23 protein-coding genes are annotated in these 23,843 nt (G+C 65.8%); 18 read left to right on the top strand and 5 right to left on the bottom strand.

The annotated features are described in order from the left end of the window. Positions 1–3: 3 nt before the first annotated feature. Both AC1D2O_RS01685 and AC1D2O_RS01680 read left to right on the top strand, forming a co-directional pair. Positions 4–414 (top strand): Zn-ribbon domain-containing OB-fold protein, encoded by a 411-nt coding sequence (locus tag AC1D2O_RS01685; RefSeq protein ID WP_478086364.1) that lies wholly within the window; start codon positions 4–6, stop codon positions 412–414. Continuing rightward, entirely contained in the window at positions 411–1,568 is a 1,158-nt protein-coding gene (locus tag AC1D2O_RS01680; RefSeq protein ID WP_478086365.1) for an acetyl-CoA acetyltransferase, read from the top strand. The genes AC1D2O_RS01685 and AC1D2O_RS01680 overlap by 4 nt, the downstream gene beginning before the upstream one ends. Positions 1,569–1,661: 93 nt before the next feature. Here the strand turns inward: AC1D2O_RS01680 and AC1D2O_RS01675 are convergent, their stop codons facing one another. Next, complete coding sequence (locus tag AC1D2O_RS01675; RefSeq protein ID WP_478086367.1) at positions 1,662–2,894, bottom strand: flavin-dependent oxidoreductase; 1,233 nt, start codon at positions 2,892–2,894, stop codon at positions 1,662–1,664. After that, on the bottom strand, positions 2,891–3,883 hold the full coding sequence (locus AC1D2O_RS01670; protein WP_478086369.1) for a tripartite tricarboxylate transporter substrate binding protein: 993 nt from the start codon (positions 3,881–3,883) through the stop codon (positions 2,891–2,893). The genes AC1D2O_RS01675 and AC1D2O_RS01670 overlap by 4 nt, the downstream gene beginning before the upstream one ends. 216 nt (positions 3,884–4,099) lie before the next feature. Here AC1D2O_RS01670 and AC1D2O_RS01665 point away from each other — a divergent pair, with 216 nt between their 5' ends. Then, positions 4,100–4,429 carry a hypothetical protein gene (locus AC1D2O_RS01665; RefSeq protein ID WP_478156086.1) on the top strand — a complete coding sequence of 110 codons (330 nt, stop codon included), beginning with the start codon at positions 4,100–4,102 and terminating at the stop codon, positions 4,427–4,429. Between the two features lie 4 nt (positions 4,430–4,433). On the opposite strand, the gene AC1D2O_RS01660 is transcribed toward AC1D2O_RS01665, so the two are convergent. Continuing rightward, a complete protein-coding gene (locus AC1D2O_RS01660; protein ID WP_478086371.1) occupies positions 4,434–5,177 on the bottom strand; it encodes a GntR family transcriptional regulator in 744 nt (247 codons plus the stop codon). Between the two features lie 220 nt (positions 5,178–5,397). Between AC1D2O_RS01660 and AC1D2O_RS01655 the strand changes: the two genes are divergently transcribed. The 10 genes from AC1D2O_RS01655 (at position 5,398) to AC1D2O_RS01610 (ending at position 16,587) form a co-directional block, all read left to right on the top strand. Then, complete coding sequence (locus AC1D2O_RS01655; protein WP_478156043.1) at positions 5,398–7,104, top strand: AMP-binding protein; 1,707 nt, start codon at positions 5,398–5,400, stop codon at positions 7,102–7,104. A gap of 9 nt (positions 7,105–7,113) precedes the next feature. Then, on the top strand, positions 7,114–8,661 hold the full coding sequence (locus tag AC1D2O_RS01650) for an acyl-CoA carboxylase subunit beta (RefSeq protein WP_478086375.1): 1,548 nt from the start codon (positions 7,114–7,116) through the stop codon (positions 8,659–8,661). An 8-nt stretch (positions 8,662–8,669) separates the two neighbouring features. Then, positions 8,670–10,028 (top strand): acetyl-CoA carboxylase biotin carboxylase subunit, encoded by a 1,359-nt coding sequence (locus AC1D2O_RS01645; RefSeq protein ID WP_478086376.1) that lies wholly within the window; start codon positions 8,670–8,672, stop codon positions 10,026–10,028. 39 nt (positions 10,029–10,067) lie between these two features. Next, positions 10,068–10,292: an acyl-CoA carboxylase biotin carboxyl carrier protein subunit gene (locus AC1D2O_RS01640; RefSeq protein WP_478086377.1), complete on the top strand. Its 225-nt coding sequence runs from the start codon at positions 10,068–10,070 to the stop codon at positions 10,290–10,292. Positions 10,293–10,322: 30 nt separating this feature from the next. Next, entirely contained in the window at positions 10,323–11,342 is a 1,020-nt protein-coding gene (locus AC1D2O_RS01635; protein ID WP_478086379.1) for an ABC transporter ATP-binding protein, read from the top strand. Next, positions 11,339–12,385: an ABC transporter ATP-binding protein gene (locus AC1D2O_RS01630; RefSeq protein WP_478156041.1), complete on the top strand. Its 1,047-nt coding sequence runs from the start codon at positions 11,339–11,341 to the stop codon at positions 12,383–12,385. The genes AC1D2O_RS01635 and AC1D2O_RS01630 overlap by 4 nt, the downstream gene beginning before the upstream one ends. Beyond that, positions 12,385–13,971: an ABC transporter substrate-binding protein gene (locus tag AC1D2O_RS01625; protein WP_478086381.1), complete on the top strand. Its 1,587-nt coding sequence runs from the start codon at positions 12,385–12,387 to the stop codon at positions 13,969–13,971. Before AC1D2O_RS01630 ends, AC1D2O_RS01625 begins: the two co-directional genes overlap by 1 nt. A gap of 24 nt (positions 13,972–13,995) precedes the next feature. Further along, positions 13,996–14,973: an ABC transporter permease gene (locus AC1D2O_RS01620; RefSeq protein WP_478086382.1), complete on the top strand. Its 978-nt coding sequence runs from the start codon at positions 13,996–13,998 to the stop codon at positions 14,971–14,973. A 1-nt stretch (position 14,974) separates the two neighbouring features. Further along, complete coding sequence (locus AC1D2O_RS01615; RefSeq protein ID WP_478086384.1) at positions 14,975–15,847, top strand: ABC transporter permease; 873 nt, start codon at positions 14,975–14,977, stop codon at positions 15,845–15,847. A 62-nt stretch (positions 15,848–15,909) separates the two neighbouring features. Next, positions 15,910–16,587, top strand: a complete 678-nt coding sequence (locus tag AC1D2O_RS01610; protein WP_478086385.1) for a hypothetical protein — start codon at positions 15,910–15,912, stop codon at positions 16,585–16,587. 91 nt (positions 16,588–16,678) lie between these two features. Here the strand turns inward: AC1D2O_RS01610 and AC1D2O_RS01605 are convergent, their stop codons facing one another. After that, positions 16,679–16,891, bottom strand: a complete 213-nt coding sequence (locus tag AC1D2O_RS01605) for a hypothetical protein (RefSeq protein ID WP_478086386.1) — start codon at positions 16,889–16,891, stop codon at positions 16,679–16,681. A gap of 582 nt (positions 16,892–17,473) precedes the next feature. On the opposite strand from AC1D2O_RS01605, the gene AC1D2O_RS01600 reads away from it, so the two are divergent. The 3 genes from AC1D2O_RS01600 (at position 17,474) to AC1D2O_RS01590 (ending at position 19,367) form a co-directional block, all read left to right on the top strand. Next, complete coding sequence (locus AC1D2O_RS01600; RefSeq protein WP_478156039.1) at positions 17,474–18,472, top strand: Vgb family protein; 999 nt, start codon at positions 17,474–17,476, stop codon at positions 18,470–18,472. A 177-nt stretch (positions 18,473–18,649) separates the two neighbouring features. Continuing rightward, positions 18,650–18,859, top strand: a complete 210-nt coding sequence (locus AC1D2O_RS01595) for a hypothetical protein (protein ID WP_478156038.1) — start codon at positions 18,650–18,652, stop codon at positions 18,857–18,859. Positions 18,860–18,953: 94 nt separating this feature from the next. Continuing rightward, complete coding sequence (locus tag AC1D2O_RS01590; RefSeq protein WP_478086390.1) at positions 18,954–19,367, top strand: hypothetical protein; 414 nt, start codon at positions 18,954–18,956, stop codon at positions 19,365–19,367. Between the two features lie 121 nt (positions 19,368–19,488). Here AC1D2O_RS01590 and AC1D2O_RS01585 read toward each other — a convergent pair whose 3' ends face one another. Beyond that, positions 19,489–21,441, bottom strand: a complete 1,953-nt coding sequence (locus AC1D2O_RS01585) for a S9 family peptidase (protein WP_478156036.1) — start codon at positions 21,439–21,441, stop codon at positions 19,489–19,491. A gap of 253 nt (positions 21,442–21,694) precedes the next feature. Here AC1D2O_RS01585 and AC1D2O_RS01580 point away from each other — a divergent pair, with 253 nt between their 5' ends. After that, complete coding sequence (locus AC1D2O_RS01580) at positions 21,695–23,491, top strand: PQQ-dependent methanol/ethanol family dehydrogenase (RefSeq protein WP_478086394.1); 1,797 nt, start codon at positions 21,695–21,697, stop codon at positions 23,489–23,491. Between the two features lie 10 nt (positions 23,492–23,501). Continuing rightward, the gene (locus AC1D2O_RS01575; RefSeq protein ID WP_478086396.1) at positions 23,502–23,843 is read left to right on the top strand and encodes a high-potential iron-sulfur protein; all 342 of its coding nucleotides are present in this window, start codon (positions 23,502–23,504) and stop codon (positions 23,841–23,843) included.

The raw sequence follows: 23,843 nt of genomic DNA, 5'->3' as shown, positions 1-23,843 counted from the left end.
GCCATGACACAAGCGAACGCAGTTTCGTCCCCGTCGAAGGGCGTGCTCTCCCCGCTGGCGCGCTTCCAGGACCACTTGCGGCGCGGCCAGTTGGCCTACCAGTACGACGCCATTGGCGATTGCGCCGTTTTCTACCCCCGGGTGATCGCACCGCGCACGGGAAATGATTCACTCGAATGGCGTGTGAGCGCCGGCATCGGCACGGTGTATGCCGTCACGGTGATCAGTCCGCGTGGTTCACTCGCCTACAACGTGGTGCTCGTCGACATGGCCGAGGGATTCCGTCTGATGAGCCGCATCGAGGGCCTTCCTGCTGAAGACGTGCGCATCGGTATGCGTGTGCGCTTTCGCGCGTTCCTTCCTGACGATGGAACGCCTCCCTATCCCGTATTCGAGCTGGAGACAAATGCATGACCAATCCCATGCGAAGGGGCGGCTGCGCGATCGTCGGTGTCGCAGAGTCCGACCTCGGAGAAGTCGCGGCGGGCATGTCCCCGCTGGACCTCATGGCCCAGGCGACGCAGCGTGCCCTTGCAGATTGCGGCCTGAAGCTCGGCGATATCGACGGCGTCTTCGCCACGACATCGCAGAGCCGGATGCCGACGCTGGCGTTGTGTGAATATCTTGGCCTGCAGCCGCGCTATCACGATGGCACCAACATTGGTGGTTCGAGCTTCATGTCGATGGTCGCCCATGCACAAGCTGCCATCGCGGCCGGTCTGTGCGATGTTGCCTTGATCGCGTACGGCAGCACGCAGCGAAGCATGGGGCGCTCGAACGTCGCGGCGCCCGATGCCAACCCGTACGAGGCGCCGTACCGTCCGATCTACACCGGGAGTTCCTATGCACTGACGGCCTCGCGGCACATGCACGAGTTTGGAACCACTCGGGAGCAGCTCGCACAGATCGCAGTGGCCGCACGGGACTGGGCCCTGTTGAACCCCAAGGCATGGGAAAAACAGCCGCTGACCGTTGAGGAGGTCCTCAGCGCACGGGTCCTCAGCAGTCCTCTGACCGTGCGCGACTGCTGCCTGGTCACTGACGGTGGCGGCGCATTGATTCTGTGCTCTGCGCAACGCGCCGCGTATCTGAAATCGCGTCCTGCGTTCGTGCTGGGAACCGGAGAAGCGCTTTCGCACTTGAACATCAGTCAGATGCCGGATCTCACCACCACCGCGGCGGTGCGTTCGGGTGCTGCTGCTTATGCGATGGCGGGCCTGAGGCCAAGCGAGATCGACGTTGTCGAGGTCTACGATGCTTTCACCATCACCACCCTCATGTTCCTCGAGGACCTGGGGTTCTGCCCGAAGGGCGAAGGTGGCCGCTTCGTGGCGGACGGTGCCATTGCACCGGGTGGCCGTCTGCCGGTCAATACGAACGGGGGTGGCCTCTCGTACTGTCATCCTGGCATGTACGGCGTCTTCGTTCTGATCGAGGCGGTGCGCCAGGTGCGAGGCGAGGCCGGAAAGCGCCAGGTGCCGAATTGCGCAACCGCCATCGCACATGGCAACGGTGGAACGCTTTCGAGCCAGAGCACGGTCATTCTGGGAAACGCGTCGACCGTCTAGCCTGATTGCGGGCCTACCTTCTGCGGAATGGCCCTCGCGCTTCGACATGGTCGAGGTGCGAGGGCCATCTGGTTCTTGAAGCGTGCGCTGAGGTCAGGGCGACACCGTCCACGACGGGCGTTCGTTGAGGGTGGCAACGTCGAAGCCTGCCAGGTTCTTGTACCTTTGTTCGACGGCCTTCAGTTCCTCCATCGCCGCGCCGTGCGCTTGGGAACGCGACAGTGCACCCACTCTGGCCATGACGTCGCCGGCCTGCTGGCGATTGGCCAGTTGCACCTTGGCGACCTGTTCGCGCCGCGCCGCCTCGTAGGCACGCAGCCCTTCAACGGGGTTGGCATGCCGTGCAAGCTCATAGGCCAGCACACGCGCGTCAAGGATCGCCTGCGAAGCGCCGTTCGAGCCGAACGGGTACATCGCGTGTGCGGCGTCGCCCAGCAAGGTCACTCGGCCGAAACTCCACTTCGGAAGCGGATCGATGTCCGCCATCGGATACTCGTAGGCGACGGCGGTCGAACTCACCAATTCGGGAATGTCGAGCCAATCGAATGACCAGTTCGCAACGTGCGCCGCAATCACGCCCGGATCAACGCGCCGGTTCCAGTTGCCTAGCTCGGCGAGCGGGCGCTCGTCCGTGGGCATCGGCCTGACCAGCAACCAGTTCAGCGTGCCGTCATCGATCGGGTAGACGACGATCCGCTGCGCCTCGTCGCCGACGATCACCATCGTGTGCCCGCCACGAAAGGCCGTGAACGGCGTTGCCCCGCGGTACATGACCCACCCGTTGGAGGCCAGGGGAATGGGCCTCTCGTACAAGCTGGTGCGGACGGCAGAGCGAATGCCGTCTGCGGCAATCACGACATCGGCGTGAACCTGCTCCTCCGAGCCCGTCTGGGCATCCACGACGCTCAGCGAAACACCGTCCTCCTGCTGAGCAACACCGGTCGCGCGTTTCCCGGTGCGTACAGCGCCCGGGCCCAGGCGATCCGTGACTGCCGAGAGCAGCAGCTGTTGGAGACGTCCACGGTGGACCGAGTACTGAGGCCAGCGATACCCGGCCGCGAGACCTCGGGTCTCTGCCCATATCAATTGCCCCTCCCGGTCGTGATAGCAGAGCTCGGCTGTCGGCAGACCGATCTGCGAAAGGTGGTCTCCGAGACCGAGTTCGACGAGCTCTCGAACCGCGTGCGGCGGCAGGTTGACGCCCACACCGATCTCGCGAATGTCCTTCACGGCCTCGAGCACTTCAACATCGGCAAAGCCGGCCGCATGAAGACTGAGTGCCGCAGTCAGGCCGCCGATACCGGCTCCAGCGATGCATATCTTCATTTGCGGTCACCCAGCTTTGCCCGCTCGACCAGTGAACGCTCGGACACATAGAACTCGCGCGCCCACTTGTCATAGTCGGCCGAGCCCTTGTACCAGTAGGTCTGACGCAGCGTTTCCAGCAGCTTGGCGTACTCGGGCGTATCGATGGCTGCCTTGAAGGCCGCGTTGAGCTTGGCCACGACATCCGGCGGCATACCCTTTGGGCCAACGACGCCATAGGGTGCCGGATAGACCAGGTCGTATCCCAGGCTCTTTGCCGTTGGCACCCCGGGCATCCAGGCTGCGGGTTCCGCATCGAAGCTCATCAGCAGCCGAAGGTCGCCAGACTGAACGAATGGGATCACGCTCCCCGCGGCGTCGAGCGTCGCGACGACGTGTCCGCCCATGAGATTGGTCGCCGCTTCACTGCTGCTCTTGAAGCCGATGTGCGTCACCGGGGTGCCCGACATGCCACCCAGCGCTTCGGAAAGAAGGTGCATGGTCGTGCCGGCACCCGCGGTCCCGATCGATAGCTTTCCAGGGTTCGCCTTTCCGTAGTCGAGAAGCTCCTTGGCTGTGCGGAAGGGGGAATTTGCCTTGACCGCCAATACGAAGGTGTAGCCACCCAGTCCGGCGATCCAGGTGAAATCGCGCGTCGGGTCCCAATCGACTTTCTGCAAGTGCGGGAAGCGAAGAAGGCCGGCGGTGGCCGCGGCGATCGTGTAGCCGTCCGGCTTGTCCATCCGGGCCATGTTCGACGGTGCCAGTGTCGCGCCTGCGCCCGGCTTGTTCTCGATGATGATCGACTGGCCGAGTTGCTTGCCGGCTAGCTCTGCGAGCTTGCGGAACGTCAGATCCGTCGGCCCGCCTGCGCCGAAGCCGACCAGCAGGCGAATCGGCTTTGTTGGGTACGGATCAGGTGGCGAGGCGAGCGCCGAGCCTATCGCCCCAAGAAGAACCAATCCTGCGCACAGACAGCTGCACCCTTTTTGAAATGTGCGAGCGCTCAAAGATCTCACTTGAATGTCTCCTTTCAATATCCGCTAAGCGGATGAAATAAACCGCTAGGCGGTCGTATATTCTTTTGTGAGTGTGGCCCGATGTCAAGCTCGTCTTTCCGTTGTGGACGGCTCAGCGCACATGAGGAAGCGGATCTGTGAAGTCGATGCGGATGACCGGGGTGTGCAAGCGCGCAGAAGCGAAAGGCTCCGAAGGAGCATGTCGCAATGCCGCCGGGCAAGTGCCGACAACCGAACTCAAAGCGCAAGTGGGCGGGGCTGTTCGAGAAGGACGCGCAGCTAGAGGCGAGCATCCGGGCCAAGGTCGAGCACCCATTTCACGTGATCCAGACCCTGCTCGATCACCGCAAGACCCGCGACAAGGGACTGGCTAAGAACGAGCCCGCTGTTCAGACTAGAACACGTGTCTTGCCGTCGCTCGAGCAGGACGGCTTGGGGAACGTCCCCGGCGCTCGGCCTGTTCAGTTGGGCTCGCGAGTTCGGCGATCAGAAAGTCCCTCAGGCTTTCGGCTGACCAACGGCAACGGAATGTCCTGAAGGCTCAAAAGCAGCGCAGCCGAAATTCGTCGATGCTTTCGGCGCGCTGCGGCCGCATGCGCTCCACCATGGTGTCTCGCACGAGCACGGAGAAGCGCTCCATGGCCATCGAGGCGCGATCGGCGTCCGCCGCGCGGATCGCATCGAACACCTGTCGGTAGGCTTCGTAGCAGCGTTGACGACCTTCGACGGATTCGTAGGCAAAGGCGTGATCCTTCCAGACCTGTCGCCACACGGTGGCGTGCGAGAGGCTGTTGAAGGCGCTGATGAGCGGCTGGCTCGGCGTGGCATTGAGCATGGTGAGGCCGAGGCGGCCCAATGCGCGCATGAAGCCGTCGGCGGTGATAGATGGCTCGTTTACCGCGAGTTCGAACTCTCGCAGTTTGGCATCCATCTGGGCGATGCGCTCCGCGTCCTGCGCAACGGCGAGGTAGCGTACCGACAGGCACAGCAGCATGGCGCGCGCGTTGAAGAGATCGATGACGTCGTTGAGCGACATCTCCACCACGCTGGCCCCGCGGCGAGGTTCGATCTTGACGAGCCCCTGCTTCTCGAGAATGCGCAGCGCGTCGCGTACAGGCCCGCGGCTGATGCCGAACAACTCGGCGATCTTGTGCTCGACGATCTGCTCGCGTGGCTTGAGCACGCCGGCCACCATCTGGGCGGACAGGTGCTCGGCGATCTGCTCAGCAACCGTCGTGGTCCTGAACCCCCTTGGGGCTGTGGTGTCAGGGGCGGGGATGAGCATGCATGGACAAGGATGGGGAAGCCCGGACGGGCCAATGCCGACGGTCAGTCTCGGCGCCGCATTCTATTTCTCCGGCGAGGTGTCCGTCATGTTACACGGTTAACTGTTGACGGTTGACCGAATGACGCAATAATGCGGCGCAAGAGACAAGGGCCCAAAAAGGGCGACGCGCCCCTGGCGCCAGCCTCCGAGACAGGAGGCACGAACAAAGGAGACAGCTATGGATTCGAAGCAAGAGCTTCTGGCGACCTTTGCCGAGAGCGGCGAATTCGTCGTCGCGCAACTCGACCGTTGGGCGCGCGAGCGTCCGCAGGCCCGCTGCTTCTACTACGGGGAGGAAGACCGGCTCCTGAGCTACGCTGAACTCGGTGCCGTCACCGATTCGATCGCAGGTTTCCTGGCCGGACACGGCACCGCGGTCGGCACGCCGGTAGGCGTCCTCACGCGCAATCCGCTGATCGCCTCGCAGGCCATGTTCGGCGTTTGGAAGGCGGGCGCGGTCTATGCACCTGTCAACTTCGGCTTCTCCGGGCGGTTGCTGGCCTATCAACTCAACGACACTGGCGCCGCGATGCTGGTGGTCGATGCCACGGGGCTGCAGGCCGTGCTCGACATCTGGGACAGCCTGGAGGTGCAGCCCGTGCTCGTGCTGTGTCCGCAGCGCGATGCGCAGCCGGTGCCGGTCCCCCAGGGCATCCAGGTGCTCGACTGGCAGGCCGCGTGCTCGGGCCACGCCCGCCCCGCAATTGCGTTGGCGCCGCACGATCCGGCCAACATCGTCTACACCTCCGGCACGACGGGGCCGGCCAAGGGCGTATTGCTGCCGCACCGCTGGATCGCGCAGTACACCTTCTTCGGCCGCCTGACGCTGACTCAGGAGGACGTCATCTACAACGACCTCCCGCTCTACCACGTGGGAGGTGCGATGTTCAACGTCGCGCGCGCCATCTGGGTCGGCTGCGAAGTGGCCTGCTGGGAGCGCTTCAGCCCGACGCAGTTCTGGGACCGGGCCCGCAAGGTCAACGCGACGACGGCGGTGCTGCTCGACGCCATGATCCCGTGGCTGATGAATGCGCCGGCCCGCGATGACGACCGCGCCAACAGCCTCAACAAAGTGCACATGCAGCCGTTGCCGATGAACCATCACCAGGTGGCGCGCCGATTCGGTATCGATGTCGTGAGCTGTGGTTTCGGACAAACCGAGTCCGGCAGCTGCATGACGGCCATCATCGAGGAGCTCGCGCCCGGCGAAGGCACGCCGGCCGCGCTGTTCCGTGGATACGACCGCGAAGCCCGCACCCGCCGGCTGTCGGCGTTCGGCGTGACACAAGTCGGGCCCGAGCAGGCGACCGTCAAGGGTTTCATGGGGCGACCCAATCCCTTCTTTGACGCCGCCATCGTCGATGAGGGCGACGAATTCTGCAAGGCCGATCAGGTCGGGCAGCTCGTGCTGCGCCCGAAGGTCAGCAACACGATCTTCACCGAGTACATCGGCAAGCCCGAGGCCACCGCCAAGGCGCTGCGCAACGCTTGGTTCCACACCGGCGACGCGGCCATGCGCCGGGCCGATGGAACCTTCGTGTTCGTCGACCGGATGGGTGATCGCATTCGCGTGCGGGGCGAGAACCTGTCGTCCTTCCACATCGAGGACCTCTTCAACCAGCATGCGTCGGTGGCCATCTGCGCCGCGTTCGCCGTGCCCGCACACGTGGGTGATGAAGACGACGTCGTCGTCTACCTGGTGCTGCAGGAAGGCGCGCAAGAAACCGAGGAAAGCATCCACGCCTGGGCGCAGTCGGGCATGCCGAAGTTCATGCGCCCCAAGTACGTTCGCTTCATCGCCGACCTGCCGCGCACGGCGACCAACAAGGTCGAGAAATACAAGCTGCGCTCGATGTTCCTGCAGCAGGACCGCGCGGACACATAAGGATTGAAATTGACCTGGCAACCCGAACTCGACGCGCTCGACGCGCGCCGCAAGATGGTCCGCCGCATGGGCGGCCCCGAGAAGATCGAGCGGCAGCATCTGCACGGCAAGCTCACGGTGCGCGAACGCATCGATGCGCTGCTGGACGCCGACTCCTTTCGCGAGGTCGGATCGGCCAGCGGTTGGGCAAGCTACGACGCGCACAACCATCTGACGGACCTCACGCCGACGAACCAGGTGGCGGGCCACGGCCGCATCGACGGGCGGCCCGTGGCGGTCATCGGCGACGATTTCACGGTGCGCGGCGGCGCGAGCGACGCGAGCATTTACGAAAAGCTGATCTACCCCGAGAAGCTGGCCCAGGGCATGCGCATGCCGCTGATCCGGCTGGTGGACGGCACGGGCGGCGGCGGCTCGGTCAAGCAGCTCGAGCGACTGGGCTACACCTATGTGCCCGCCGTGCCCGGCTGGGAGATCATCGATCAGAACCTGTCGCAGATCCCCGTCGTTGCGCTTGCGCTGGGGTCGGTCGCGGGGCTGGGGGCGGCGCGGGTGGCCGCGAGCCACTACTCGCTGATCGTCAAGAACACGGCGCAGATCTTCGCCGCGGGTCCGCCGCTGGTCGCGCACCTCGGACAGACGGTAACCAAGGAAGAACTCGGCGGCGCGGCGATCCACGCGCGCAACGGCACGGTGGACGACGAGGTCGCGAGCGAGGCTGAAGCCTTCGAGCGCACGCGCGCGTTCTTGTCGTTCCTGCCGCGTTCCATCGATGAGCTGCCGGCGCGGTCGCCCTGCGCCGACCCGGCCGACCGGCGCGATGAAGTGCTGCTGTCCGTCGTCCCACGGGACGAACGCAAGGTGTACGCGATCCGTCCGATCGTCAAGACCATCGTCGATCAGGGAAGTTTTTTCGAGATCGGGCGGCAATGGGGACGTTCGCTCGTCACCGGACTGGCCCGCCTGGACGGCTGGCCGGTGGCGGTGATCGCCAGCGACCCCTACATCTACGGCGGCGGCTGGACGCGTTCCGCCTCCGAAAAGGTCGTTCGCTTTCTCGACCTTGCCGAGACCTTCCGCCTGCCGGTGGTGCACCTGGTGGACGTGCCCGGCTTCCAGATCGGCGTGGAAGCCGAACAGGCGGCCACGATCCGCTACGGCGTGCGGGCCATGTCGGCGATGACGCAGACCACCGTGCCGTGGGCGACGGTGATCCTGCGCAAGTGCTTCGGCGTCGCCGGCGCCGCGCACCGGCCGGAGGGGCGGTTCTCGACGCGGTTCGCCTGGCCCTCGGCGCAATGGGGATCGCTGCCGATCGCGGGCGGCCTCGAGGCGGCCTATAAGCAGGAGCTGGAAGCCGCCGAAGACCCGGTGGCCAAACGCCGAGAAATCGAGCAGCGTCTTCAGGCGCTCGCCTCGCCCTTCCTCACGGCTGAAAAATTCGGTATCGAGGAAATCGTGGACCCGCGCGACACCCGTGCGCTGCTGTGCGAGTTCGCCGACCTTTGCGCCCCGATCCGTGCGGCGCGCGGCGCCCGCGTGCGCTACCGTCCCTGAGCACGCGCATGTTCCGCAAGGTACTCGTCGCCAATCGCGGCGCCGTCGCGGCCCGCGTGATTCGTGCGCTGCGCGAGATGGGCATCGCATCGGTCGCCGTCTACTCCGACGTCGACCGCGATCTCCCCTATGTCGCGCAGGCCAACGAGGCTTACGCACTCGGCGACCCGGCGCCGCAGCACAGCTATCTGAACCAGGCCCTGCTGCTGGACATACTGCGTCGCAGCGGCGCCGACGCGCTGCATCCCGGTTACGGCTTTCTTTCGGAGAATGCCGCATTCGCCCGCCAGGTCGAGGCCATGGGCGTGTGCTTCGTCGGTCCGTCGCCACGCTGGATCGACGTCATGGGCCACAAGGTCAAGGCACGTGATCTCATGGCCGCACAGGGCATGCCGATGTGCCCCTCCAGCGGACTGATCGATGCAGAGTGGGATGGCCTTCCCGCCGCGGCGCGCGATCAGATCGTGCGGCTGGGCTATCCGCTCCTCGTCAAGCCGGTCAACGGCGGCGGCGGCATCGGCATGCTGCCCGCACGCAATGAGCAGGAGCTGTTGCGCGCGCTCGCGCAGGCCCGCTCGCTCGCCACGCGCAGCTTCGGAAGCGCCGACGTGTACGTCGAGCGGCTCGTCGAGCGCCCGAGGCACATCGAGTTCCAGATCCTGGCCGACCGTGCGGGGCACGTCCGTGTGCTGTACGAGCGCGACTGCTCGGTTCAGCGGCGCCATCAGAAGGTCATCGAGGAAGCGCCTGCACCCTGCCTGTCGCGCGCGCTGCTCGACGAAACCGCCACGCGCATCGCGACCATCCTCGGCGCGCTGAAGTACGACGTCATCGGCACCGTCGAGATGCTGTATGACCCGCAAGCCGGCGCCTTTCACTTCCTCGAGATGAACACGCGCCTGCAGGTCGAGCATGCCGTCACCGAGGCGATCACCGGCGTTGACATCGTGGCGGCGCAGTTGCGGCTCGCCGCGGGCGAGGCGATCGATGCGGTGCTGCCCCCCGTGATCGACCGCACGGGCCACGCCATCGAGGCGCGGTTGTATGCGGAAGATCCCGTCCGCTTCTTCCCGTCGCCAGGACCGCTCGACGTCTTTCGCATGCCCGGCGGGGAGGGCATCCGGGTGGAAACCGGCTACGGCCCCGGCGCGCGGGTCACGCCTTTCTACGACCCGATGCTTGCCAAGATCGTGGCGCATGCACCCACGCGGGCCCTCGCCATCGAGCGCCTGGCGGCCGCGTTGCGCGCCACCGAGGTGTGCGGCGTCAAGACCAACATCCCATTCATCCAGAACGTGCTGGCCTCGCCCGCATTCGTCGACGGTGATATCCATACCGGCATTGCTGCGCAGATTCTGGCGGGCTGAAAAGCCCGATGTTCCATCCCTTCGAAGGTCCCACTCACCATGCCTGAAATTTCTCTCGAATCCCTGGTCACCGGCAAAGTCTGGAAGGTCGAAAAACAGGTCGGCGATGCGGTGGCCGAGGGGGAGTCCATCCTCATCGTGGAGTCGATGAAGATGGAAATTCCGCTCGAAGCGACGAGCGCCGGCATCGTGACTCGCTTGGCGGTTGCCGAAGGCGACAACGTCAGCGAAGGCCAGGTCCTCGCCGTCTTGAGTCCCACCTGACCCCGGCCGCCGCGTTTTTCTCGAGCGCCCATGCAGACCCCCTTCGTCGCTTCGCCCGCCGAGCCGCTGCTGACGGTGCGCGACCTGCGCGTCGCCTTCCGGACCCGCACAGGCGAGGTCCAGATCACGCGCAACGTGTCCTTCTCGGCGATGCCAGGCGAGCGCATCGGCCTCGTGGGCGAAAGCGGCTGCGGCAAGACGGTGACGGGCCTGTCCCTTATGCGCCTGCTGCCCCCGAAATCGACGCGCATCGGTGGCCAGATTCTCTTTCAGGGCCGCGATCTGGCCGCGCTCACGGAGCGGCAGATGCGCGCCGTTCGCGGCCGCGACATAGCCATGATCTTCCAGGAGCCCATGAGCGCGCTCGACCCGGTGTTCACGGTCGGAGAGCAAATCAGCGAGACCTATCGCATGCATTTTCCGCAGCACCGCGCCGAGGCGCGGGAGCGCGGCGTGCAAGCCCTGGCGGACGTCGGCATCCCGCTGCCGCAGCGGCGCTATCACGAATATCCGCACCAGCTCTCGGGCGGCATGCGCCAGCGCGTGATGATCGCCATGGCGCTGATCTGCGAGCCGCGCCTGTTGATCGCCGATGAGCCGACGACCGCGCTGGACGTCACGGTGCAAGCGCAGATCATCAAGCTGCTGCGCGAATTGAGCGAGCGGACCGGCACCGCCTTGCTGTTTATCACCCATGACCTGGGCGTTGTGGCCGAGACCTGCACGCGCATGCTCACGATGTATGGCGGTGAAGTGGTGGAGGACGCTCCCGTCGACGCGGCGCTGGTGCGTCCGCGCCATCCCTATACCTCGGGGCTGCTGCGTTCTCTGCCGAGCCTGGCGCCGCGCCGTGCTCCGCTTGGGTTCATCCCGGGCCGTGTGCCGACACCGGCCGCGATGCCCGCCGGCTGTCGTTTTCGGCCGCGCTGTGGCCACGGCGACGCGGCCTGCGGCCAGGAGCAGGTGCTACGTGCCGTGAGCGGAGAGTCCGGGCGTTGCGTGAGGTGCTGCCGTGCCGGCGAGCTGGAGCTGCCGGGAGTGCTGCAATGACGGCATCGGCGACGGGCGCGAATGCGCGCCCCCCGTTGCTCGAAGTGCGAGACCTTCGCGTCGAGTTCGCGATCAAGGAGCGCCACAAGACGGTCAAGGCCGTCAACGGCGTGAGCTTCGAAGTGCGCGCCGGGGAGACATTCGGCGTCATCGGCGAATCCGGCTCCGGCAAGACGACCCTGGGTCGCGCGCTGGTTTCGCTGGTGCGGCCCAGTGGAGGCGCGGTGCTGCACGAAGGCGTGGATCCGGCGTCGCTCGGCGCGGCGAAATTGCGCGCGCATCGGCGCGACTACCAGATCATCTTCCAGGATCCGAGCGCGGCGCTGAACCCGCGCCTGTCGATTCTCGAATCCGTCATGGAGCCCCTCGTCGCAGCGGGGCGGCGCGACCGCGACGCCAACCGGCAGGCCGCGCTCGACGCGCTGGCGCGGGTCGGGTTGCCCGTGGACTATGCGGGACGCTATCCTCATCAGCTCTCGGGCGGACAGAAGCAGCGCGTCAACATCGCGCGCGCGCTCACGCTGCGGCCCAAGCTCATTGTTTGTGACGAGGTCGTCGCCGCGCTCGACGTGTCCATTCGCGGAGAGGTGCTGAACCTGTTCGCCGATCTGCAGCGCGAGTTCGGCCTGACTTACGTCTTCATCACGCACGACTTGTCGGTGGTCTCGCACATCAGCGACCGCGTGGCAGTGACCTACCTGGGCAAGTTCATGGAGCTCGGCCCAGCGGAGGAACTCAGCGAGCGGCCGCTTCACCCGTATACCCAGGCGCTGTTGTCGGCCGAGCCGGTGCCATTGCCCGCGTCGATGCGCACGGATCGCCGCATCGAACTCGAAGGCGATATTCCCAGCCCGATCGACCCGCCCTCGGGCTGTGCGTTCCACACGCGCTGCCGCTCGGCGCAGGCGGCGTGCGAGCACGAGCCGCCGAACTGGCGCGAACTGCGCCCCGACCACTGGGTTGCATGCCATTTCGCCACGGTGGATGGGCCGCCCGCGACGTTTCCCCCCGTTCCATCCCTCAACACAAGAAGGACAGTGTGATGCCGCAGTACCAGGATGTTCCCCTCGAATCCGTCGCCTCCGAAGCCGCCTTCGCCCTGAGTCGGCGGCAGGCGCTGCGTTTACTGGGAGGAGCCGCGCTGGCCGGTCCTATTGGCTTGCCGGCCTGGGCACAGGCGGCGCGCAAGCCGGGCGGCGTGCTGAAGATCGCGGCGATCAGCAATCCGTCGAGTCTCGATCCGGCGACGGGCGGCTCGGGCAACGACCACCCGTTCCTGTGGACGATGTTCGACACACTGGTCGAATGGGACTACGACACGCTCAAGACCAAGCCGGGATTGGCGCAGTGGTCCTTCCCCGATCCGAAGACGATGGTGCTCGACATCCGCCCGAACGTGATCTTCCACGATGGCACGCTCTGCGACGCACAGGCAGTCAAATTCAACCTCGACCGCAACCGGCAGGACCCGCGCTCGAACCTGAAGGCCGACCTCTCCAACGTGACCGGCGTGGAAGTGACCGGCCCCTTGCAGGTCAAGCTCCTGCTGAACCTGCCCGACGTGGCGATGCCCGCCGTGCTGTCGGACCGTGCGGGCATGATGGTGTCGCCCAAGGCCGCCAAGGAGCTGGGCGCCGACCACGACCGCAAGCCGGTCGGCGCAGGTCCCTGGAAGTTCGTGAAGTGGGCCGACGGTCAGAACGTGGTCGTGACCCGAAACGAGAAATACTGGAAGCCCAATGAGCCGCGCGTGGACGGTATCGACTTCGCCATCATCACCGACAACGCCACGGCGCTGCGCTCGGTCGTGGCGAATCAGAACCTGCTGGTGTACGGGCTGTCGGCGCGCTACAAGCCGATCATCGACCGCGCCAAGAACCTGAGCTTCGTGACCGGCCCGACGCTTTACTGCAATCAGGTGTACTTCAACTTCGCGCGCGGGCCACTCGCCAACGTGAAGATCAGGCAGGCCATCAACTTCGCACTGGACCGGGATGCCTTCGTGAAGGCGGGCATGGGCGGCCTGGGCGAGCCCGCTGCCATGCAGCTGCCCTCGTCGCACTGGGCCTACGACAAATCGCTGGCGGACCTGTACAAGCACGATCCCGAGCGCGCACGCAAGCTCGTGGCCGAGTCGGGCCTCAAGGACGTGGAGATCAGCATCGGCGGCAACAACGACCAGGATTCGCTGCGCCGCAATGAGATCGTGATGGAGCAGCTCGGCAAGGTCGGCATTCGCGCGAAGTTCACCGTGGGGGCGGTGGCGGAAGTGGCGGGCCAGTTCTTCGGCAACGAGAAGAAGTTCGACGCGCTGCTTTCGGCCTGGACAGGCCGGCCCGATCCCAGCATGTCGTATGGGCTGCTGTACGCCAAGGGCGCTTACTTCAATGCAGGGCGCACCGAGGTGTCGCCCGAGCTCACGGCGCTGCTCCAGGAGAGCAGGGCGGTGGAGTCCATCGAAGCGCGTCGCCAGGTGTTCGCAAAGATCCAGCGCATCGTCATGGAGGGGGCCTACGTGGCGCCTCTGGCCTTCCAGGTCGAGGTGGGCGCCAGCGCCGCGAGCGTCAAAGACTTCAGGCCCAATCTGTTGGGTAAGCCCAAGTTCAACGACATCTGGCTCGACAGCTGAGCACGGGCGTCCGGCCGTCATCCGATGAAAAAGTTCGCGCAACTCTTCAGCGGCCGCCACGGCGGCGCCCTGCTGTGGCGCCGGCTGGTGCAGGTTCTGCCCGTGCTGGTCTTCGCCACCTTCGTCGCCTTCGGCCTGCTGAAGCTGATTCCGGGCGACGTCGCCGTCACGCTGGCGGGCGACAACGCCTCGGACGCGCGCATTGCCGAGATCCGGCAGCTGTACGGCCTGGACCGGCCTTTTCTGGTCCAGTACCTGTCATGGATCGGAAACGCACTGCAGGGCGACTTGTCGAAGTCGCTGCTGTCGGGCGAATCGGTCGCCGTGGCGATCGCGCGCTGCCTGCCCAACACGCTGCTTATCGTGGCACTGGCAATGGCCATCGCGTTCGCCGTCGGCGCTCCGCTGGGCATCCTGGCGGCGAGCCGGCAGGGCAGTTGGATCGACGGGGTTGTGATGACCATCGCATCGCTGGGCATCGCGGTGCCAAACTTCTGGCTGGCGATGATCCTGATTTCCTTCCTTGCGCTGGACATGGGCTGGTTTCCCGCAACGGGCGCGGTGCCCCTGGGCACCAACGTTGGCGATGCCCTGCACCACGCGCTCCTGCCGGCCGCGGCACTGGCCGCCGGCGGCGTGGCCGAGATCGCGCGCCAGCTGCGCAGCTCGCTCATGGAACTGCTGTCGTCGCAGCAGGTCCGCACACTGCACGCCAAGGGCCTGTCTCCTGCGCTCATTCTCTGGAAACACGGGCTGAAGAACGTAGGCATCAACCTGCTCACCGTGCTCACGCTGCTGGCCAACCGCATGCTGGCGGCGACCGTCGTGCTCGAAGCCGTGTTCGCCATCCCCGGCATGGGCAGCCTCATCGTGAATGCCGCCATTCAGCGCGACGTGCCGGTGGTGCAGGGCGTGATCCTCGTGATGGTGATGATCGTGCTGTGCATCAACCTCCTGGCCGATCTTCTCTACGGCGCGATCGACCCTCGCGTGGAGTCCTGACATGCGCATCGACGTTCAGGGCCCGGCCCGGCCCTCCTTCCTCGCGCGAATGCGCGATTGGCTGGCGCGTGATCCCCGCGCCTGCCTGAGTCTCGGCTTCCTGGCGCTACTGGTCGCAGTTTCGCTGGCGGCGCCGTGGATTGGGCCGTACTCGCCGACCGTCCAGGATCTGAACGACACGCTGGCGGCGCCTTCCGCCCAACACTGGCTGGGCACGGACGACCTTGGGCGCGACATCCTCAGCCGGCTCATTCACGGCGGGCGTGTGGCGGTGTACGCGAGCCTGCTGGCGGTCGGCATCGCCGTGGTCCTGGGCGTGCCCATCGGCATCCTGGCTGGCTTTCTGGGTGGATGGTTCGACGAAACCACGGGCCGCGTGATCGACACCTTGCTGTCATTCCCGGCAATCGTGCTCGCCATCGCAGTGACCGGCGCGCTGGGTATTGGCCTGACCAACGGCATGATCGCGGTGGGCATCGTCTTCGCGCCGCAACTGGCCCGTATCGTGCGGGCGCGGACCCTGGTCGTGCGCCAGGAACTCTACGTGGACGCGGCGCGCTGCTATGGGGCCTCGCTGCCGCACATCCTGTGGCGCCATGTGCTGCCCAATGCCATCCAGCCGGTGATCGTGCAGGTGACCATCCTGCTTGCCGCCGCTCTGCTGGCCGAAGCCAGCCTGAGCTTCCTGGGGCTCGGGATCCAGCCGCCGAACCCGAGCTGGGGCGCGATGCTCGCGCGCGCATACCAGAGCATGGAAATCGCACCCTCGCAGATGTACGCCCCAGGGCTGGCGATCCTCTGCACTGCGCTGGCCTTCAACAGCCTTGGGGAATCGCTGCGCAAGGAGCTGGATCCGACGAGCAAACGCTTGTAGCCCGGCGCCGAAACCAGTTCGGGGTCTATGCCAAGATCTCGGCGGACGGCAGCACGATCGTGGTGGGCGCCCAGTACGAGAGCAGCGGCTCGCTCACCGACGAGACCGACACCAGCGCCGGCAGTGCCGGCGCGGCCTTCATCTATGGCTACGATGCGGGTACCTGGACCAAGCGTGCCTATCTCAAGGCCTCGACGCCCACGGCCGGCGATTGGTTCGGCACCTCGACGGCCATTTCGTCGGACGGCGCCACGGTGGTCATCGGCGCGCGCAATCAGCCAGTCGCTGGAGTGGCCTATGCGGGCGCTGCCTACGTGTTCCGGCGTTCCGCCGGGGCCTACACGCTGGCCCAGACGATCACTGCGCCCCAGCCGACCACCGGAGCCGCTTTCGGCGGCTTTGGCTCGGCGCTCACGCCGGACGGCACTGGGTTGGCCATTGCCGCGCCTTACGACTCCAGCGGTGGCAGTGGGATAGGTGCCGACCCGACGCCAGGCGCCGCCCCGTACTCCGGGGCCGTGCACTTGTTCAGGCTGACAGGCGGTGCCTTCGTGCATGTGAACTACCTCAAGGCGAGCAACACGGGAGCCAATGACAGCTTCGGACGGCAACTCGCCATCACGCCGGATGGTCGAACGGTCGCCGTCAGTGCGATCGGAGAAAGTAGCGCGGCCACGGGCATCGGCGGCGACCAGGCCGACAACAGCGTGCCATCCCGGGGGGCCGTGTACCTTTACTGACGGCCGGGAAGGGGCAGATTCGGATTCGCCCCCCGTTGCTTCGAAGGGTGACATGTGGCGGGCCGCCCAGCGGCGGTGCCCGGCGCCTACGTCAGACGCTCGACCGGACCACTTCCACCGGCCCGATCCCGGAGTAGACGGTCTCGCCGGACTTCAGCGCGGTGACGGTCCAGCGCTCGCCGGGCGTGACCTTGTAGTCGCCAGGCTCGAGCGGGAGTTCGCTTTCCTCATGCACGCCGGGGCCGAGCCAGGAAGGCATGCGAAGCAGCGTCGGCGGGCGGGCGAAGAGGTCGTGGTTGTTCATATGGCGGGATCCTACTGTGCGCGGCGAGCGGCTCCGTGGGAGGTGATGCCGCGATGGCGGCAAAAAAGAAGCCCAGCGATTGGCCGGGCTGGGAACTCGGTGCCTCTGGGAGGACGAAGGAGGAGAAAGGGGCGCAATGAACCGTGGCTGGACGCGAAAGAGGCCCGGCGGAGTTGCGTCGCCGGGCCTGGACTTCCTTTCATGCTGCGGATGCCTTCGAGAGGCTGCGCGTGCCTTGAGAGGCGCACAGGAAGTCCAACTTGCTTACTGTACGCCTCGGGGTCGGGCGTGAGGCGCAACGAGTCGCTCGTCGGGGAATCGGTTCGTTTCAGCGGCCACAAAGTGTTCGTCGAAGTCGGTAAGCCCTGCGACTGCTGGGGGGTGCCCAGGCGCTGGACTCGGGACCTGCGGGGAGTACAGTGGCACTTCAACCTTTTGCCCGCGCCAATCATCGTTGGGTGCCGACGAGGTGATCGAATGACGCTGCGAAGTACGGGCTGTCGTCCTGCGCTTCATTCGTGGTCCTTCAATGCCTGGGGCACCCGGCCAGAAGCACGAGGCTTCGCGCGAAGGAGGTGGAACATGGATTCGGTTTCTCGACGCCACGCGATAGGCGCGATTGGTGCGATCGGTGCGACGGCGCTTTCAGCATTCGTTCCGCTGTCAGGGGCCGCACAGTCCGCAGTGCTGCAATCCTGGCCGCTTGGCACGCGACAGCGCACCGGTATCCATGACGTGGCCCCGGCGTTTGATGGCGGTGTGTGGTTCACCGCGCAGAGCAGTGGCCATCTCGGCTGGTTCGATCCGCGCACTGGGCGCACCGAGCTTGTTGCGCTGGGCGCCGGCGCCGCCCCGCACGGCGTCATCCCGGGCCCCGACAAGGCGGCATGGATCACGGACGGCGGTCTGGGCGCCATCGTGCGCGTGGGATGGCCCGACCGCGAGGTTCGCGCCTTTGCGCTTCCTGAGGGAACGCCCCACGCCAATCTGAACACAGCGACTTTCGACGCTGACGGCGACCTGTGGTTTACCGGGCAGAGCGGCCTTGTAGGCAGGCTCGCAGTGAAGAGTGGCGTCGTGACGATCAAGGACGCACCTCGAGGACCGGGGCCATACGGCATATGCACCACACCGAGCGGCGATGTGTGGTGGTGCTCGTTGGCAGGTTCGTTCATCGCCCGTATCGACCGCCGCACCGGTAATTCGACAATCGTCGAGCCACCGACAAAGAACCAGGGTGCGCGCCGCGTGTGGAGTGACAGCAGCGGTCGCATCTGGGTCAGCGAATGGCTGAGCGGCAACCTTTCGATGCACGATCCATCAGGCATGAGTTGGCGCAGTTGGAAACTCCCCGGCGATAGCCCGCGGCCGTACGCCGTCTACGTCGACGAGCGCGACAAGGTCTGGGTCAGCGACTTCGGAGGCAACGCGGTTTTCCGTTTCAATCCCGGCGACGAGAAGTTCCAGCGCTTCGGGCTTCCACGAAACGCCGCCAGCATCCGCCAGATCCACGGCCGCGCGGGCGAGGTGTGGTTGCCCGAGAGCGGTACCGAGTACATCTCGAGAATCAGGAGCGTCTGACTTGAGTTGGCTGCAACGCGTAGCCTGAAGGCATCGACCGACCGATTCCAAGACGCTCAACGGGGCTGCAGCCTTCCCCAAGCACAATCCTGCACCGAACCGACCTGCGACCAGTTGCACGCCCATGGCCAGGCGGCCGCTTGCCGCAAGGCTTGCACCACTGCCGGATCGGCCGGAATGCCCGGGACCGCAGTGCACAGCGCCACGCGACGCGACGTCGTTGCCGGATCGACATCGGCGACGGGCGTCCACCATGGGTCGCGCCAGTCCCTTGCCGCCATGGCGGACAGTGACAGCCGCAAGTCGGCCACGCTGCGCGCCAGCGGGCCTTGCACCGAAGTGAGCTGCAAGACAACCGGGCGCTCGCTGCCGGCGCTCGGGTTGTAGGCAGGCACGCGGCCGAGCGACGGCCGCAGCGGTGATCGGGCGGGTTGGTTGACCCGCAGAGTTCTCTTCCTAGACTCGTAAACCCAGCCACCGTGTGCGTGCGCTGCTCGCCAGCCGCAAAGCCATCCTGAAGAAGTGCGTGGACCTCGAGAACGAACTGCGTGGCCTGCTTCGTGTCTTCGGCACCCGTTTAGCCAGCCGGGTCGGCCACGGTTCCTTCGACGCCCAAGTGCGAGAGACCTTCGCCCATGACGAGATGCTTTCCTGTGCGCTCACACCGCTGCTGGATGCACGAACCGTGCTCTACAAGACCTACCTCAAGCTCGACAACGCCATCAAGGCCCTGGTCAAGGCCGACCCGCTGTGTATGCGCCTGATGACCTTCCCCGGTGTAAGCCCGGTCACGGCACTGACCTTCAAGGCGGAGACGGCCAGCGTCCCGTGGTTGCGCAGCAGCATGAGGTCCTGCGGCCCCAGGCGCCCTGTCCACATCGATCGGGGGCCGTAGCGGTCCTGCTCGATGCTGTGCGTTGATCGTCCACGAACTTTGGGGAAAGTCCGATCTCCCTGAGTTGCCCCGGCGAACTGTCGCGCCTTCACTGCCGCCTGCGGTCGATTGTCGGCCACGCTCACAGGCCGCTCGGCGGCATGGCGTTGGCGGAGGCGCTGAACGCCACGGCGTCAAAGAAGGCGGACTCTGCCCGCAGCGCCTGTTCGATATGCGAGGCCTGTCGAAAGCCGTGCTGCTCCCCGACAAAAAGGAGGTAGACGGCCGGGATGCCTCGTGCACGCAGCGCTTGCACCATCCCCTCGGTTTGGCTGGGAGGGACGATCTTGTCTTCCATCCCCTGAAAGAATGCCATCGGCGCGCTCAACAGATCCGCGTGGCGCACGGGCGATCTGTCGAAGTAGGTCTGCTGGTCGGCAAGCGGTCCGATCAGCCAGTCGAGATAGCGCGACTCGAACTTGTGCGTTTCACGCGCCAGCGCCATGGGGTCGCTCACGCCGTAGTGGCTTGCGCCGGCCTTGAACAGCCTTCGCACCTCCGGGTCGGCATGCGTGAGGCAGCGCAGCGCCGTATATCCCCCGGCACTGCTGCCGGTGATGACCATACGCTCGGCATCGACCCGCTGACCCATGGCCAGGTACGAGGCGGCGGCTGCGCAATCTTCCGCGTCGATGAGGCCCCACATCCGATGCAGGCGATCGCGGTAGGGGCGGCCGTAGCCGGTGCTTCCTCCGTAGTCCACGTCGACGACGGCGATGCCGCGACTGGTCCAGAACTGTGTGCGCAGGTCGAGGCTGCTCGACGCCGAGGAGGTGGGTCCGCCGTGGCACTTGACGACCAGCGGCGGCAGCGCCCCGGTCGGGCCTCGATAGTTTGCATTGGCGGGCGGATAGAACAAGGCGAACGCGATGTCACCTCGAGGGGTCGGAAACTCGATGACTTGGGCCACCGAAACGTGGTCCCGCATCGCGGGATCACTCTGCATGTCCGAAACACGCTTGACAACCGTCGCGCCGCCGGAGGCCACGTCGAGGACAACGACCGCGCTCCCGACGCTCGGCCCGCCGGCCTTGAAAGCCACCTTGCCGTCGTTCGCCCGAATCGCGGAAAAGTCCGTATACGGCAGATCGAACGGTACGAGCGAATGGTCGCGCAAGTCCAGGCGAGCGAGTCTGCCTCTGCCGTTTTCAACGTAGGCACATACCAACTGATCCGTCGACAGGAAGGCATACGTCGACATCCCGAAGGTCCATTGGGCGCGGCCGAACTCCGCGGCCATCGGGCAGAGGTTGGTGCTGGAGCCGCTCGCATCGCGCCGGTAGATGTTCCACCAGCCCGACCGATCGGACACGTAGTGCAGCAGGCCGTCGGCGGACCACTCGGGCTGAAACACGGATTCGCCTGGGCCGCCCGCCACATGCGCCGGGTTGGCGACGGCAGTGCCATCGAAATCGCCGATCCACAGCTCTGCGGCGGTCCACGGCATGTCAGGATGGTTCCATGTCAGCCACGCGAGCCTTGTTCCATCGGGGCTGAGCCGCGGAGAAGCATAGAAGTCGTTGCCCTGAACGAGCACGCTTCCTGCGTCGCCCCCGCCGAGATCGACAGCGACGATGCTGTTGATCGCGTCCGTCCCCGATGCGCGGTGGTCTTCGTGAATGCCGATCCAGAGCTGGCGCCGGGTGTCGAGCAAGCCATCGGCAAAGCGCAGCGCGGCACCATCGGACGTCGGGGTCAGCGCGACCGGGGAACTGTCGCCATCGAGGCGATAGAGCCGCTGGTCGGAGAAGTTCGAAAAGTAGACCGTGCCCGCGGCCGCGAGGACCGCGCCGCCGCCATACTCGTGGACCCGCGTGCGCATCGAGAAGGGCATCGGTGTGAGGTCGACCCCTACGCCGTCCGGTCCCAGCCGGACCAGTACCTGCCGCCCGGCCTCCAAGGGTCTTCCTTCGATCCAATACACCTCGCCCTGATCAAGCAGCACGTCGACCACCGTGGTCCGTGCCGAAGCCACGAGTTCAGGGCTGATCGGTGACACCCAGGTGCCGAAGGGTGCAGTGATGGGGTGGGGCATGCGCGGATTGTTCCACCAGCCGTGGGTCCGCCGCAGCATCCGGTGGGACTGTGACGCGATGTCACGCTCCTATGCGCCTCGACTGTTCAACCTTGTAGCAGTCCAACGGGAAAACCCGCATACCAGGAGGCAAAGGGACCCGTATTGCGACAGGGTCGGAGTCTGGGTGCTTGGCATGGCCCTTGCCCCCTGAGCCGTGGAGGGCGCGCTTCGCGCGCTTCATCGACCCCAAGTTCCACCATCAGGAGACACCATGCAATCGAAGCTCTTAGCCGCACTCATCGCGGTTGGCCTGGCCAACGCTGTCGCCCACGCGCAGGTCACGGACAAGATGATCCAGTCGGAGGCCACGGCCACAGGCAATGTCCTGACCTGGGGCATCAACACCCAGGGCCAGCGCTACTCGCCGCTGAAGCAGGTCAACGCGACCAACGCCGCCAAGCTGCTCCCGGTCTGGGCCTTCTCGTTCGGCGGCGAGAAGCAGCGCGGGCAGGAGTCGCAGCCGGTGATCATGAACGGCAAGATGTTCGTCACCGCGTCCTACTCGCGGATCTTTGCGCTCGACGCGACCACCGGCAAGAAGCTGTGGAAGTACGAGCACCGGCTGCCCGAGGGCATCATGCCGTGCTGCGACGTGGTCAACCGCGGTGCCGCGCTCTACGACAACCTCGTGATCTTCGCGACCCTCGACGCGCAACTCGTTGCGCTCGACCAGAACACCGGCGACGTGGTCTGGAAGGAGAAGATCGACGACTACGCCGCCGGCTATTCGGCCACCGCGGCGCCGATCATCGCCGGCGGCGTGATGCTGACCGGCGTATCGGGCGGCGAGTTCGGCGTCGTCGGCCGCGTCGAGGCGCGGGACCCGAAGACCGGCAAGCTGCTGTGGATGCGCCCCACCGTCGAAGGCCACATGGGCTACACCTACGACAAGGATGGAAACAAGAAGGAAAACGGCATCTCCGGCACGCTGAACAAGAGCTGGCCCGGCGACCTGTGGAAGACCGGCGGCGCGGCCACCTGGCTCGGCGGAACCTATGACGCCAAGACCGGCCTGGCCTATTTCGGCACCGGCAACCCGGCGCCCTGGAACAGCCACCTGCGGGAGGGCGACAACCTCTACTCGTGTTCGACCGTGGCCATCGACGTCAAGACCGGCCAGATCAAGTGGAGCTACCAGAGTACGCCCAATGACAGCTGGGACTTCGACGGCGTCAATGAGTTCGTCACCTTCGACATGGACGGCAAGCGCGTCGGCGGCAAGGCCGACCGCAACGGCTTCTTCTATGTCAATGACGCCACCACCGGCAAGCTCATCAACGCCTTTCCGTTCGTCAAGAAGATCACCTGGGCCAGTGGCATCGACCTGAAGACCGGGCGGCCCAATTTCATCGCGGACAACCGCCCCGGCGACCCGACCGCAACATCCGATGGCAAGAAGGGCAGCGCGGTGTTCGCGGCGCCCGGCTTCCTTGGTGGCAAGAACCAGATGCCGATGGCCTACAGCCCCGACACGAAGATGTTCTACGTGCCGGCCAACGAATGGGGCATGGACATCTGGAACGAACCGGTCGCATACAAGAAGGGCGCGGCCTACCTCGGCGCCGGCTTCACGATCAAGCCGCTCAACGAGGACTACATCGGATCGCTGCGCGCCTTCGACCCGAAGACCGGCAAGATGGCCTGGGAAGTCAAGAATGGCGCGCCGCTCTGGGGCGGCGTGCTGACCACCGGCGGCAACCTCGTCTTCTGGGGCACGCCCGAGGGCTACCTGAAGGCGGCCGACGCCAAGACCGGCAAGGTGGTCTGGCAGTTCCAGACCGGCTCCGGCGTCGTCGCGCCGCCCGTCACCTGGATGCAGGGTGGCGAACAGTACGTCAGCGTGGTTTCGGGCTGGGGCGGAGCGGTGCCACTCTGGGGCGGCGAGGTGGCCAAGAAGGTCAACCTGCTCGAGCAGGGTGGCATGGTCTGGGTCTTCAAGATCCCCGGTGCCACAGGCGCGCCGCGCACGGTGCAAGCCAGCGGCGCGACCAAGGTCGCATCCCACTGAGGCCCACGTCATGCACGAAACCAACCAAAGCATGGGCGCCGGGATCACCAGAAGGGTGTTCGCCGGACGGATGATGGGCGGCACCTGCGTCGTGACGCTGGTGCCCGTTGCGGCATGGGCGGCCGCACGCGTCGAGGAGTCCGACGAGACCGCGGTGGCGCTGGGCTACAAGCAGGACACCAAGGCCGTCGATGCGAAGAAGTATCCGAAGCATGCGGCGACGCAGCGCTGCGTGAACTGCGCGATGTGGCAAGGCGCGTCCTCGGACCCGTGGGCGGGCTGCGCGATGTTCGGGCGCAAGCAGGTCGCGGGCGAGGGTTGGTGTACGGCCTGGGTTAAAAAGCCGGGCTGA

The organism is Variovorax sp. P1_G12 (assembly GCF_056405555.1).
The sequence above is the reverse complement of the archived record's forward strand: the minus strand, read 5'-3'. Positions and strand labels throughout refer to the sequence as shown.